The organism is Nissabacter sp. SGAir0207 (genome assembly GCF_005491205.1).
Taxonomy (GTDB): Bacteria; Pseudomonadota; Gammaproteobacteria; order Enterobacterales; family Enterobacteriaceae; genus Chimaeribacter.
On sequence record NZ_CP028036.1, the window covers coordinates 215,999 to 228,777 of the forward strand.

Annotated in this window: 12 protein-coding genes; 4 read left to right on the forward strand and 8 right to left on the reverse strand. The window is 59.2% G+C overall.

Annotated features, from left to right (window positions below; translation table 11 throughout):
* Both C1N62_RS18815 and C1N62_RS18820 read right to left on the reverse strand, forming a co-directional pair.
* The gene (locus C1N62_RS18815) at positions 1 to 1,614 is read right to left on the reverse strand and encodes an ABC transporter substrate-binding protein (RefSeq protein WP_370465606.1); all 1,614 of its coding nucleotides are present in this window, start codon (positions 1,612 to 1,614) and stop codon (positions 1 to 3) included.
* Between the two features lie 32 nt (positions 1,615 to 1,646).
* Entirely contained in the window at positions 1,647 to 2,210 is a 564-nt protein-coding gene (locus tag C1N62_RS18820) for a GNAT family N-acetyltransferase (RefSeq protein ID WP_137765241.1), read from the reverse strand.
* 231 nt (positions 2,211 to 2,441) lie between these two features.
* On the opposite strand from C1N62_RS18820, the gene C1N62_RS18825 reads away from it, so the two are divergent.
* On the forward strand, positions 2,442 to 3,713 hold the full coding sequence (locus C1N62_RS18825) for an NtaA/DmoA family FMN-dependent monooxygenase (protein WP_137765242.1): 1,272 nt from the start codon (positions 2,442 to 2,444) through the stop codon (positions 3,711 to 3,713).
* Positions 3,714 to 4,016: 303 nt separating this feature from the next.
* On the opposite strand, the gene C1N62_RS18830 is transcribed toward C1N62_RS18825, so the two are convergent.
* The 5 genes from C1N62_RS18830 to C1N62_RS18850 all read right to left on the reverse strand — a co-directional run bounded on the left by C1N62_RS18830 (position 4,017) and on the right by C1N62_RS18850 (position 9,180).
* Positions 4,017 to 5,018: a nickel/cobalt transporter gene (locus tag C1N62_RS18830; RefSeq protein WP_137765243.1), complete on the reverse strand. Its 1,002-nt coding sequence runs from the start codon at positions 5,016 to 5,018 to the stop codon at positions 4,017 to 4,019.
* The gene (locus C1N62_RS18835) at positions 5,009 to 5,635 is read right to left on the reverse strand and encodes a DUF1007 family protein (RefSeq protein WP_137765244.1); all 627 of its coding nucleotides are present in this window, start codon (positions 5,633 to 5,635) and stop codon (positions 5,009 to 5,011) included. Before C1N62_RS18835 ends, C1N62_RS18830 begins: the two co-directional genes overlap by 10 nt.
* A 161-nt stretch (positions 5,636 to 5,796) precedes the next feature.
* Complete coding sequence (locus tag C1N62_RS18840) at positions 5,797 to 6,111, reverse strand: DNA-binding transcriptional regulator (RefSeq protein ID WP_240775802.1); 315 nt, start codon at positions 6,109 to 6,111, stop codon at positions 5,797 to 5,799.
* 135 nt (positions 6,112 to 6,246) lie between these two features.
* Entirely contained in the window at positions 6,247 to 8,409 is a 2,163-nt protein-coding gene (gene fhuE / locus C1N62_RS18845; protein ID WP_137765245.1) for a ferric-rhodotorulic acid/ferric-coprogen receptor FhuE, read from the reverse strand.
* Positions 8,410 to 8,688: 279 nt separating this feature from the next.
* A complete protein-coding gene (locus C1N62_RS18850) occupies positions 8,689 to 9,180 on the reverse strand; it encodes a hypothetical protein (protein WP_137765246.1) in 492 nt (163 codons plus the stop codon).
* 176 nt (positions 9,181 to 9,356) lie between these two features.
* On the opposite strand from C1N62_RS18850, the gene C1N62_RS18855 reads away from it, so the two are divergent.
* The 3 genes from C1N62_RS18855 to C1N62_RS18865 all read left to right on the forward strand — a co-directional run bounded on the left by C1N62_RS18855 (position 9,357) and on the right by C1N62_RS18865 (position 11,816).
* On the forward strand, positions 9,357 to 10,457 hold the full coding sequence (locus C1N62_RS18855) for an NADH:flavin oxidoreductase/NADH oxidase (RefSeq protein WP_137765247.1): 1,101 nt from the start codon (positions 9,357 to 9,359) through the stop codon (positions 10,455 to 10,457).
* A gap of 151 nt (positions 10,458 to 10,608) precedes the next feature.
* A complete protein-coding gene (locus C1N62_RS18860) occupies positions 10,609 to 11,394 on the forward strand; it encodes a DUF3750 domain-containing protein (RefSeq protein WP_137765248.1) in 786 nt (261 codons plus the stop codon).
* Between the two features lie 131 nt (positions 11,395 to 11,525).
* Complete coding sequence (locus C1N62_RS18865; protein ID WP_137765249.1) at positions 11,526 to 11,816, forward strand: hypothetical protein; 291 nt, start codon at positions 11,526 to 11,528, stop codon at positions 11,814 to 11,816.
* 297 nt (positions 11,817 to 12,113) lie between these two features.
* On the opposite strand, the gene C1N62_RS18870 is transcribed toward C1N62_RS18865, so the two are convergent.
* A complete protein-coding gene (locus tag C1N62_RS18870) occupies positions 12,114 to 12,692 on the reverse strand; it encodes a TetR/AcrR family transcriptional regulator (RefSeq protein WP_137765250.1) in 579 nt (192 codons plus the stop codon).
* Between the last annotated feature and the right edge of the window lie 87 nt (positions 12,693 to 12,779).

Genomic DNA, 12,779 nt, shown 5'->3' on the forward strand with positions numbered 1-12,779 from the left:
TCAATGATCGCTCAGCCAGACGTCGTAGGCGTTTTCCGGCATCTGTTTAAAGGGGCGGAACCCGACACCGTGTACATAGGAGGCGGCAGCAATTTGGTCTTCCGGCTCATACAGCGGCACCGCCACCGCCTGTTGCAGGATGGCAAACGACTGCAAACGGCCATAGAACGCTTTGCGCTCGGTGTTATCCAGCGTCTGCGAGGCCCCCTCCAGCAGCGGGATGATCTCTGGCGCGTCGGTGCGGCTGTAGTTGATGGAGCCACCCGCATTGACCGGCAGGTAGTGGTTTTCGATGTCAATGCCGTCAGTCTCGGTATTGGAGTTGGCGATGGAGCCGAACTGACCGCTATTGCGCAGATCGACGTAGGTACCGGCATCCACATAGCGGATCTTCAGCTCCACCCCCAGCCGCTGCCGCGCCTGCGCCTGAATGGCCTGCAACAGCACGTCACGCTGGTCGCGCACCGTGGCCTGTGCCTGGATGATCTCAATACTCAGCCGCTGCCCCTGCTGGGTGCGGAAGCCCTCGGCATCACGCGTCGCCCAGCCCGCTTCATCCAGCAGCCGGTTAGCCAGTGCCGGGTTGTTGCCATATTTGCCATCAAGGCTGTTGTCATACAGCGGATCGACCGGTGAGGTGATGCCCCAGGTGCGGGTGCGCTCACCGCGGTAGATGGAGGCAAGCAGCGGCGCGATGTCCAGCCCCTGTAGCAGCGCCTGCCGCACGTTGAGCGACTGGGTAGGGCCATGTTTCACATTCAGGAACAGCGAGTAAGGCGTGCCGGGGTTCAGGGCGTGCTGGTAGCTGAAGTCCGGGTTCTGCTTGAACTCACCGGCATCATTGCCGGAGATGCCCTCAATCACATCCACCTGCCCGGAGAGCAGCGCGCCGGTACGCACCGAGGACTCCGGCAGGAAGCGGTAGGTGACGCCCTCCAGATAGGCTGGCCCCTGATGCGCAGCGTTGGCAGAGGCCCAGCGGTAGGCCGGATTGCGTACAAACTCAATCTGTTGCCCCTTGTCGTAACGCTTGAGGATAAATGGCCCGGTGCCAGCAATCTCCGGCCCACCGGCCTTGAGTTGCGGTGAGGCCCAGGCCGCTGGCGAGAGCAGCTTCAGCCCGGCGGCGAAGGAGAGGAACGGCGAGTAGGCCTCTTTTAACGTGATGCGTACCGTCCCGTCATCGGGCGTCTCCACGGTGGCGATGTGCCGCCCCAGCGCACAGAGGCTGGAACCGGCGCAGTAGCCCGGCTGCTGGGTATGGCGGAAGTTCTCTGCCACCGCCTGCGCGTCCAGCTTGCGGCCATCGGAGAAGGTGACGTCTGGCCGCAGCGTGAAGGTGTAGGTTTTGCCATCCTCCGAGACCTGATAGCCGGTCGCCAGCCACGGAATAAACTCGCCATTCGCTTTGCGCGCCAGCAGCGACTCATAGGCGACGCGCAGGATCAGCTCCGCCTTGGACTGGCCATTTAGCTGTGGGTTGAGGGTATTTGGCTCGGTCTCCACCCCCCAGATGAGGTGGCCCCCCGGCTGTGGCGTGTCATTGGCGGCGTGGGCGGCGAAGGCCAGCAGCAGGGCGCTGGCCGTCAGGAGCGGTAGGTGCATTTTGTTCATGGTGTCCCCGGAGGTGGTGATAAGGTCTGGCGTCAGGTGACCAGGTGGGTATCGGGCAGTGTGCGGACGAACTCCTTCTGCACCTGCGCCTGATAGTGCGCCGGATCCAAAATTTTTCGCAGGTAGACCAGCTCCACGCCCAGTGGGTTGGTGGCGGTGTGGAACGGCTGGTAGCCGCGCCGCTGGTAGAGGCCGGTCAGCCACGGGTGGCGGATGGCAGTCGCCAGATAGACCGCCGGGCTTTTCAGGGTATCGCGCAGGAAAGTCTCCTCGACATGCCCCATCAGCCGGCTGCCGACGCCCTGATGTTTGGCCTGCTCATCCACCGCGAACCAGTGGAGGAACGGCCAGGGGGCGAGCGCCTTGTCGATGGGCGTGGCCCAGCTAAAGCGGGCGCTGAGGGTGGCGATCGGCTGCCCGGCGCGCTCCAGCACGAAGGTGGTTTCCTGGCGGATCACCTCACGCACCTCCTCCACCGTTGCACGGGTAATGGTGAAGTGGATACCGTGCTGTTGCAGCGGCTTGTAGGCACGCTGCAACAGGGCGTGCAGCTCGGCCGCCTCCTGTTCGCGGGCAATGCGGATGATCTCTGTCATGGTGTCCCTCGGGTGACCTGACGGTGTCGGATGTGCGGCGATTATTTAATTCGGGGAGAAGGGAAGTAAAACAACAATAATTGCTATCCTGTTGCGTCCGATGAATTAGCGACCTATTTCCCGCCGCGTTATGCGTCACGCTAAATATAAAATGCGTTTTTGTTGCTGGTATAAATCACCCTGCCCGTTATGGTGATGCCTTTCCATTACGGTAACGATAAGGAGAGGCATTTGGCTGCCCACAACCCACGACGCCTAAAAACATTGGTCGGTGCCGGGCCGGTTATTTTCGCCGGTAACGATCAGGAGCCGGATAAAGGTATCCGGCGGGCGGCCGCACTGGCGAAAATTGCCGAGCGCGAGAAGATCACGGGCCTGTTTACCGCTGACCTGCTACAGCCCGATCCCGATGGCCCGACCGGTAGCCAGGAGCCGATTGTGGCGCTGGCGGCGCTCAGTCAGGCGACGGCGCAGATTGGCCTGATTGCCACCGTCTCCACCACCTACCAGCACCCTTACAATTTGGCGCGCATGATCGGCACCCTCGATCACGTCAGCGGCGGGCGTGCAGGCTGGAATGCCGTGACGTCGTCGATGGGGGAGGAGAACTTTGGCGGGCCGGGACTGCCGTCCCCGGAGTCGCGCTATGCCCGCGCCGCCGAGTTTATCGCGGTGATGAACGCGCTATACGAGGCCAATGACCCGCAGGCGGCGCAGCGCAAGCCGAATGGCGGCATCACGGTGGATACGCGCAAGCTGCACCCGATCAACCACCACGGGGATTTCTTCCAGGTGGCCGGGCCACTCAACGTGCCGCCCTCGCCCCAGCGGCGGCCGGTTCAGTTTCAGGCCGGGCAGTCTGAGGCTGGCGTGGCGCTGGGCGCGCGCTATGCCGAAGTGATCTACACCTCCCAGCCCACCTTTGAGGATGCGCAGCGCTTTGTGGCGGGCGTACGCCAGCAAGCGCAGGCGCTGGGCCGGGCGGTGATGCCGCTGATCATGAACTCATTCCATTCAGTGATTGGCGACAGCCCGGATGACGTCGCGCGCCGCCTGCGGGAGAAGCATGAGCGCATCGACTATGAGCGTGGCCGGTTAAAGGTGGCCGACATGCTGGGCGGCGAACTGGATCTCGCCCACCTGCCGCTAGACAAGCCACTGCCCGCCGCGCTGCTGCCAGACATCAGCCAGGTCAACCGCCGACGCGGCCGCGCGGAGATCTTCAAACGCTTTGCTTTGCAAGGACTGACGCTGCGCGAGCTGGTGGTTAAGGCGCAGGAGACCGGCCACTGGTTCACCGCAGGCACACCGGAGTCGCTGGCAGACGCGATTGAAGAGCGCTACCGCGCGGGCATTCTGGATGTGATCTCCCTGCATGGCCTTGGCAACCCTGACCAACAGGATCTGCTGCTCAACGGCCTGCTGCCAGAGCTACGCAGACGTCACCTGCTGGACGAGGACTACCTTGCAGACAATTTCCGTGGGAATTTAGGATTGGTGTAAAAAGGGTGACGTTTTGGTACCTTTTAGACACTTAATAGGTGCCAATTTAGTAAATGATTCACACCTTGCAGCACATACTCTGCATCAACGTGTCATGAATTACTTGCGCTTCACGGCCTGGATTACGGCGTGAAGCCAATTCCAAGTGATGATAATTGCGAGATCTATTCACCAACATTGTTAGTTACAACACACTTTACATTCTAATCATTAGCACGGAGCACAATAACAGTGCTCATCAGTGCCTATAGGCTGGGAATTGGAGCGGGCTGAAAGCCCCCATCATGGGGGCCAGGGTTGCCTTTAGCGAAACAGGGGGCGCAGGCCGCCGGAGAGGGCGGGTTGGGCGGTAAACCACAGCAGGATGCTAGCGGCGATCAGCAGCAGGCCGCCGGCCAACGCCAGTGTGGGCCGGGCGATGCGCCACCAAGCCGGGGCAGGGCGGCCGCGCTGGCTGCGCAGGGCTAGCGCGCGGAAGCTGTGTACAAACAGCGCCAGCAAAGACAGGGTGAGCGAAGTGCCGATCGCCATCACAAACGCCGATAGCACGCCCCAGACGTAGACGCCGATCACCTTGGAAAACAGCAGCATCATCAGCGCGCCCGAGCAGGGGCGCAATCCCATCGACAGCACCAGCGCGGCGCGGGTGCGCCAGCCTGCCGCGCCCTTCAGCTCATCGTCGGAAGGCATGTGGCGATGGCCGCAACCACAGTCAGCGCTATGGACATGCCCTACCGGCACCAAACGCCGGATCGGCTGACGCAGCGCCCGGACGCTCTGCCACGCCGCGCGCCCTGCCCGCAGGCTCAGATAGGCTCCCAGCCCGGCGACCAGCAGGTAACTCATGCGCTCCAGCCAGAAACTGCTGAGATGCAGCTGGCGCGAAGAGAGGTGCAGCACGCCCAGCATCAGCGTGACCAGTACCACCGCCACCGCGCCCTGCAACAGGGAAGCCAGTAGCGTCAGTTGCAGGCTGCTTTTCAGCCGCGCGGGGTGGGTGGTGAGGTAAGTGACGATCACTACCTTGCCGTGCCCCGGCCCGGCGGCGTGGAAAATGCCATACAGCAGGCTGAACAGCATCAGCACCGCGCCCGCCTGATGCGGGGCGTCATGCACCTGTTGCAGCAGGGCGATCATCCGGTCATGGAACACCTTCTGCCACTGGATGCCCTGAAAGAGCAACGCGGGCCACGCGCTGCGTAACCAGAAACCCGCGAACGCCACGCCAGCCAGCAGGAGCAGCAACGGCCATAGCGCCAGCCAGCGCGGACGGAGGGCGGCCTTCGCCGCGTCATTCATTGACATGTCAGCGTCACCCTCTGGGCAAATTGCTGGCCCAAATCCATCTCCTCCGGTGGGGCATCCGCCTTATCCAGCGACAGCGCATACGCCTGCAACGAGGCGTCTGGCGCCGGGGTGTCCAGCGTGATGTTGCACGCTTCCATCCCGGCTGGCAGGGCGATGCGCAGCGCGCTCTCATAGTGCATATCGACAAAGTAGCTGGGATCAAAGGTCGAGAAGTGGAACGTCTGGCCCTTCAGCGGCTGCGGCGTCGCCAGCGGCAGCACAAACTCCAGCACCGCCTTGCGGCCCTCACGCAGCAGGCGGTAGGAGGGCGGCAGGTTCTTGAACTTGACCGGCTGGCCGCCGTGGTAGAACTCGGTGAAGTAGTGCTGGGCCAGCACGTTGGCCATCACCTCCGCCGCCAGCTTTTTCCATATCTCGGAGCCAGCCTTGGCATCGCCAGCATCATAAAGCAGATCGGCGGAGGTGATCTCATCCATCGTCCAGCGCATCTCGATACCGGTCAGGGCGTTCTGCTGCTGAATCAGGGTGGCTTGCATATCGATAAAACTGTGGGGGTGCGCCCAGACCGCTGGGGCCAGGGTGAGCAGGGATAACAGGGTGAATCGCAATCGCATCCGCTACCGGTTCCTTATGTGTTGCGCGTCAACCGCGGGGGGCGGGAGAGGGGCACCACTATCGCACTTAATCTGGCTGGAAGGAACAGGAGGAGGGTGCCCGGCATGGCGAACCGGGCAGGGCGGGCGAACCGGTTTACTGCGGGCCGGTTCTTGGCCGCTTATAGGGTGACAAGGGCGGCCAGGATGTTCGGGTCGCGCTGCACCATACGGATCAGCAAGACCGCCTGAGGATTCGGCTGGGTGGTGCCCGCCTCCCAACGCTGGTAGGTCGGTTCATCAATGCGCAGGTAGTCGGCAAACAGCGCTGCGGGGATCTTGAGGGACTCCCGGATGGCCGTCAGTTCGCCAGCTTTCAGGGTCAGCGGCTTGTTGGCCGGACGGTAGGCTGGCAGCGTGCGCTTGCCAGTGGTTCTCTCGTCCCACGCATCTAATCCCTGCACAAGTTCCTCAAATAATGCACGTTCTTTCATCATCTACTCCCGTTTTAGTGATGTCAGAGGGTGCTCATAATATGCAACATAATCGTTACATATGTGAGCAATGTCAGCAATTTTCAGAGAAGTGCCAGACAAAAAATGGCCCCGTGAAACGGGGCCAGAAGGTGGGGGTTAGAAGTCGTAGTTAAGCGTGACTGAGGCATTGCGCGGTGCGCCATAGACCGCGTAGATGTCGAGATAGTCGTAATACTCTTTATCAAACAGGTTGTTGATGTTGCCCTGTACCGACAGCTGCTTGGTGATCTGGTAGCGGGCGAACAGGTTGACCAGCGCGTAGCTACCCTGTTCCGCACGCATGGTGCCCAGCGGGCCATCGCCCTCTTTCCAGGTGGCGTTCTGCCAGTTCACGCCGCCGCCCACGGTCAGATCGCGCAGCATTGGCAACTGGTAACGGGTGAACAGCTTCAGCTGGGTACGCGGCAGGTTCGGGTTGACCGCCGTGCCATCTTTGGCCTTGGCGATATAGCGTGACGCGCCGAAGGTCATCTGCCAGTTGTCGGTCAGCGCCCCGTTCAGCTCAAACTCCACGCCGCGGCTGACCGTGCCCTGCACCGGGGTGTAGGCCAGCTCCTGGCTGCCGGGGATGTAGCTGCCATCGCTCTGCGCCACGTTGTCCTGCTCGATGCGGAACAGTGACAGCGAGGTAGTCAGGCGGCCGTTGAACCAGTCGGACTTCACGCCGGTCTCATAGCTCTTGCCCTTCACCGGCTTGAGGTAGTTATTGTTGCTGTCGCGGTACTGCTGCGGCTGGAAGATGGAGGTGTAACTCGCATAGGCTGACCATGCGTCGTTGATGTCATACACCACGCCAGCGTATGGCGTCACGTCATCTTCCTGATCGTTGGTGGTGGAGCCACCTGCGCGCCAGTTGGTGTAGCGGGCACCGGCGATCAGGTGCAGTGGATCGGTCACCGAGAAGCGAACGGCGGTGTAGGCGGATTTCTGGATGACGGTGTCATTCTGGTAATCCACCCACGGGCTCCACGTCGGGTAGGCGATGTTGCCGTCCCACTGGTTGTAGTTGCCGATGTCCGATTCGCTCAGGGTGGACTGGGTATTGAAATAGTGGTTGTTCTGGCGGCTGTAGCTGACGCCTGCCACCAGTTCATGCTGACGGCCGAAAAGTTCGAACGGGCCGCTGGCGTAGGCGTCCAGCGCGTCGATCTTGCGTTTGCCGGTGTTCCAGCCGCCGTAGCCCATGACGCCGCTGCCGGTGGTTTTGTCCGGGTAGCCGGAGGGGTACATCAGGCGCGAGTCGAATTTGGTTTCATCGTGGCTGCCGTTCACCTTCATCAGCCAGCCGCTGTCAAAGCGCTGGGTCAGGGTGGCGAACACCTTTTTCGAGTCAATGTCGGTATAGGCCCAATCTGGCGCGGCATTGAAGCTGCGATCGTAATGGGTGCGGCTGCCGTCGCTGTACCAGGTCGGAATGCCGCCCCAAGTCGGATCGGAGGTGTGGCTATCTTGATAGTCATACCCCACGGAGAGGGTGGTGGAGTCGGTCAGATCCGCGTCGATCACGCCGTAGAAGAACTTCTTGCGCGAGTGGTAGCGATCGAGCCAGGTGTCATTGTCCTGATAGCCCGCCACGACGCGGCCACGCACGTTGCCGGAGTCGGTCAGCGGCGCGGAGACATCCGCCACGTAGCGCTGTTTGTCCCAACTGCCGTAGCTGGCGGAGAGTGAGCCGGTCAGCTCACGGCTGTCGGCGTGCTTGCGCACCATGTTCACTGAGGCAGAGGGGTTGCCCGCGCCGCTCATCAGGCCGGTCGCGCCGCGTACCACTTCGATCCGGTCATAGATGGCGGTATCACCGGCCTGATCGCCGAAGTTCCAGACGTCGCTGATGGTGGTCGGAATGTCGTCGTAGAGGAAGTTGGTGATCAGGAAGCCACGGGAGTAGAAGGTCACGCGATCGCTGTCTGCCACCACGGGGGAGATGGCGGTGGTGTTATTCAGCACATCTGACACCGTTTGCAGGTTCTGGTCAGCCATGCGCTGCTTGCTGATGATACTGACAGACTGCGGCACGTCACGCGGTACTAGCAGCATTTTGGTGCCAGCGGTGGTGGTTTTTACGGTGTAATCCTGTGCGTCGGTATTAGTGCTGCCGTTACCGGCATCGGCGCTGACCACCAGTGTATCCGCTGCCTCTTCTGCCTGTGCCTGCGTGGTGTAGAGCGCGGTTGACACCATTACTGCCAGCAGCGACAAACCTGTGGCCGCGGTTGGCATCGCCGCGCGGTTGCCCTTTTCCCTGATATTCGAAAGCATACTTTTTCCACTCTGATTATTTTTAATGTTCTGCATTGGCAAGCGGCGCACCGCCACCCAACGCAGGGATCAGAGCCGCTCTCCAGGCAGGATAGTGTCCAGACGTCGCATTTCCGCGCAAAAGCAGGCGCAGCTCCTCATGCCAACGAAAGGAAAACAAATGAGAACTATACGCATTGTGATTATCAAAGCAAGGAAATGTTAACAGTTAATAAAGGAAGCGTTATTACGGCAGGAAAAGGGCAGGGCAGGCAGCTGGCCTGCCCCAGTTATGGCAGGTTAACGGGCGGCGTCTGGCAACGGCGCGCCCTGTTTTTCAATATAACTTTTCGCCACTTGATAGCAGGCATCAACGTGGGCATTGCCGATATATTTCATCGCAGCAAAACCGATGCCAGCGGCAATTACCTGGCCAGCAAAGGGCACATATTTTACCAGCTGCTTGGAGGCCATTTTCATGCCGGCTTTTTTCAGCAGCCTGATCACCAAATCACGGGTAATCGAGTGGCCTATTACCTTTGATCCCACGCTACCGGCGGTGGTCAGTACCAGCGCCTTGGCGGTAGGATCGAGGTTTTCAATATCCGATTCCGTCAGTTCGAACCTCTTGCTGATGGCCGGCAGCATCTCCAGCAGGATAGCGGCATCAGACCCCACATCCACGCCGGGCAACGGCACCGCCGATGCCACACCAGAGAGCGATGAGCGGCGGGTGACCATGCGATAACAGGCGTCACGGACCTTATCAAGTTCTTCCATTGTTTGAATCATAAACGGCTCCCGGATTGCTCAACATCCATTGAGTATAACCAATGATAAGCAGAACCGTGCCGCCAGCAGAACCGCACAAATGCCAACTCCCTCTGGGTGGAAAGGCACTAGGCTATATCCCCCTGTCCGCCAGCCTCTGGCGGCACTCCCTGTTTTGGCATTAAGAGAAGGTAATCATGGCCCAGTTGTTTACGCCGTTTAAACTGAAGAACGTTACGCTCAAAAACCGCATCGCGATCCCGCCGATGTGCCAGTACTCCGCGGTAGACGGGCTGGCGAATGATTGGCACCACGTGCACTACGCGGGCCTGGCACGCGGCGGCGCCGGTCTGGTGATTGTTGAGGCGACGGCCGTGGCACCGGAAGGGCGCATCACCCCTTCCGATCTCGGTATCTGGAACGACGAGCAGGCCGCTGAGCTGGCAAAAGTCGCTGCCGCCATCAAGGCGGCCGGTGCGGTGCCGGGCATCCAGATCGCCCACGCTGGCCGCAAGGCGAGCGCCAACGCGCCGTGGGAAGGCGACGACCATATCCCGACTGACGACGCACGCGGTTGGGAGACGCTGTCACCTTCTGCCATCGCCTTTGGTCAGGGCCTGCCAAAAGTGCCTAAGGCGATGAGCAAAGAGGAGATCAAACGTGTCATGGCCGATTTCGTCGCGGCGGCCCGCCGCGCGCGCGACGCGGGCTTTGAGTGGCTCGAGCTGCACTTCGCCCACGGCTATTTGGCACAGAGCTTCTTCTCCGTGCACGCCAACCAGCGTACCGACGAGTACGGCGGTGACTTCGCTGGCCGTAGCCGCTTCTTGATCGAGACGTTCGATGCCGTTCGCGACGTATGGCCGCAGGATCTGCCGCTGACCGCCCGTTTCGGCGTGATCGAGTATGATGGCCGCGATGAGGAGACCCTCGCCGAGGCGATCCAACTGACCACCATTCTGCGTGAGAAAGGGCTGGATATGCTGAGCGTGAGCGTCGGTTTCTCCACCCCGGACAGCAACATTCCTTGGGGGCCGGGCTTCCTGGCGCCGGTTGCGCATCGCGTACGTGAAGAGGCCGGACTGCCGGTGGCCTCCTCCTGGGGCGTAGAGCGCGCCGACGTTGCTGAGCGCTGTATTGCCGAAGGCGATATGGATCTGGTGATGATTGGCCGCGCCTTCCTGGCCGATCCGCACTACACCCTGCGTCTGGCGAAAAAGCTGGAGGCTGAGCGCCCGACCTGGGTACTGCCAGCCCAGTATGCGCACTGGCTGGAGCGCTACAGACTGGCTGAGTAAGCCTCTTCCCCCTCCCTCGCCGGAGGGGGTCTTTCTCCTCTATTACCTTCCTCACCGCCCCGTCGGCATTAAATGATTTTTGAACCCTTGCGTCAGCCGTTGATTTGCATTACGGTGTTTTTTTAACCAAGGTGACAACCTCGAACACGCTATGACTTATATTAAGTGGTTAAGTCTCTGTTATATCTTTATTATAGTAATATCACTGGGTTACAGTTATGCGAAGGCTTCCCAAGCTAGGGAAGACCCGCCAAGCCAGAGTTGGGCGACAGCCCGACGTGATTCCGCCTCCATTGCGCCCGATCCGGTCAAATTCAGCAAGATAGCCATTGTGCAGGTTTATGGCGCGCCGACTTATGGCTGGCGCGGCATGGTGGCGGTGCATCCGTGGATCATCTTCAAAAAGGCCGGCGAGACCCAATACACCCGCTATGATGTGATTGGCTGGGGAGGCTCCAACGTTGTCCGGCGCGACTACGCGATCCCCGACGGCTACTGGTTTGGCTCGCGCCCACGGCTGCTGGTGTCGCACCACGGCGCGGAAGCGGAGGCGATGATTCCGCACATTTTGGCGGCGATAAAGAGTTATCCTTATCCCAATACCTACCACGCCTGGCCCGGCCCGAACAGCAACACCTTTATGGCCCACATTGGCCGCGAGGTGCCAGAACTGGCGCTCGATCTGCCATCCAACGCCATCGGCAAAGATTATCGCCCTTTGCTGAACCCGATTGGCCTGCCACCCTCCGGCAGAGGTTTGCAAGTCTCTTTGCTGGGCGTACTGGGCGTGACCTTGGGCGTACAGGAGGGAGTGGAGGTCAATGTGCTGGGGCTGAATCTGGGCATAGACATCAAATCGCCCGCGCTGCGCCTGCCATTCATCGGCCGGGTTGGGTTTGATAACCCAGTGACCATGGTGGAAGAGGAAAACCATTAGGTGCAGTTAATGCTATTTATGTTAAATACCATTCCGCCAAAAGATTAAGTATTGTAATAACAGGGAGAACGCTCATGGACTACTTCGCGAGAGGACACTTCTAACTAATCCACCATTAGTTTGGAAGTGTCATGAAAAAACTCAAAGATCACTATAAGTTCGTTAAACCGTGCCGCCCTTTAGGTAGCCCTTATACTTACTTTTATCGATTAAGAAGTCTTACCTTTAAGCAGTTCAGCACCAAGCAAGAGAGAAGTTACTACTACCTGCACGAGATTGAGTATCGGGAGTACCCCCTCAAGCTTAGAAAGGCGCGCGGCAAGTTATTGCCAGATAACTGGGATGATTTCCCGACAAGTATTTATCGCGTAGCCAAAAGCTGGAAGCACAACTCGCGGAGAGCACACCAGTACTATCGCTGACTCTCGCCTCAAGCCTGCGCATTAGCGCAGGCTTTTTTATGCAAGGAATCGGCTGTACTCATGTGACATCACTGATGAACAAGGAGTGACCACCTCACTCTATAACCTTATATAATGGGACTTATATAAAGTTATATTCTTGAAGCCCCTGATAACTCTCGTGTTTAACTCTTTTACAACCGGTGAAAATAGCAACAACCAAACATTGCGCTACGTGAAATCTGCTGGGGTAATTCCCTGCTAATTATTCAGATTTCGCGTAGCGCAATTATGTAGAAAAGTCTAAAAAGCACAGGTTCAGGCAAGGTTGGAAAGCCTGAAGTGAAGCAGTTGGAGCATAGAGCCTGCCGGATCTTCAAACCCCGCATTTTGCGCCACTACCTGTACCCCCTCCAGCAACAGGGTGACCTCTTTCGCCAGCAGTTGTGGATCGGAAGCGCCCGCCTGTTTGCACAGCGCGACGATGCGCTGATACTGCCGCTGTTTATGGGCAATGATCGCATCACGCACTTCCGTAAATTGCCCACCTATTTCAGCCAGCGTATTGGTGAACGGACAGCCGCGTTGCGACGTACTGCCAAGGCTGTCGGCAATAAAGCGGCCAAACTCCATCAGCTGCGCAACAGGATCATCAGGATGCTGTTCGGCCAGCTGATCAAAACGATGGCCATAATCCTCAACCAACAATCCGATCCACTCGAGCACCAATACCTCTTTTGAGGCGAAATGGCGATAGAGCGTCATTTTGGTGGATTGTGCTCTCTCCGCAATCATATCAACGGAGACGTGCGTGATACCTTGTTGATAAAAAAGCACTTCTGCGGCCTGTAACAGGCGATCCCGCGGGGGCAAACGTGGTTGGCTACTTCTGGGCATACATTCCTCATTGCAATGATACTGTTTAGTATCGTACGATACTCACAAGTATTGCGCGATACTAAACAGTATACACCCGGTAGGGGT

Excerpts from the sequence above, each read along its gene's own strand:
- C1N62_RS18830 (WP_137765243.1), bottom strand. The coding sequence starts at position 5,018 with ATGTCAATGAATGACGCGGCGAAGGCCGCCCTCCGTCCGCGCTGGCTG.
- C1N62_RS18855 (WP_137765247.1), top strand. The coding sequence starts at position 9,357 with ATGGCCCAGTTGTTTACGCCGTTTAAACTGAAGAACGTTACGCTCAAA.
- C1N62_RS18850 (WP_137765246.1), bottom strand. The coding sequence starts at position 9,180 with ATGATTCAAACAATGGAAGAACTTGATAAGGTCCGTGACGCCTGTTAT.
- C1N62_RS18820 (WP_137765241.1), bottom strand. The coding sequence starts at position 2,210 with ATGACAGAGATCATCCGCATTGCCCGCGAACAGGAGGCGGCCGAGCTG.
- C1N62_RS18815 (WP_370465606.1), bottom strand. The coding sequence starts at position 1,614 with ATGAACAAAATGCACCTACCGCTCCTGACGGCCAGCGCCCTGCTGCTG.
- C1N62_RS18860 (WP_137765248.1), top strand. The coding sequence starts at position 10,609 with ATGACTTATATTAAGTGGTTAAGTCTCTGTTATATCTTTATTATAGTA.
- C1N62_RS18865 (WP_137765249.1), top strand. The coding sequence starts at position 11,526 with ATGAAAAAACTCAAAGATCACTATAAGTTCGTTAAACCGTGCCGCCCT.
- fhuE (WP_137765245.1), bottom strand. The coding sequence starts at position 8,409 with ATGCTTTCGAATATCAGGGAAAAGGGCAACCGCGCGGCGATGCCAACC.
- C1N62_RS18870 (WP_137765250.1), bottom strand. The coding sequence starts at position 12,692 with ATGCCCAGAAGTAGCCAACCACGTTTGCCCCCGCGGGATCGCCTGTTA.
- C1N62_RS18840 (WP_240775802.1), bottom strand. The coding sequence starts at position 6,111 with ATGATGAAAGAACGTGCATTATTTGAGGAACTTGTGCAGGGATTAGAT.
- C1N62_RS18835 (WP_137765244.1), bottom strand. The coding sequence starts at position 5,635 with ATGCGATTGCGATTCACCCTGTTATCCCTGCTCACCCTGGCCCCAGCG.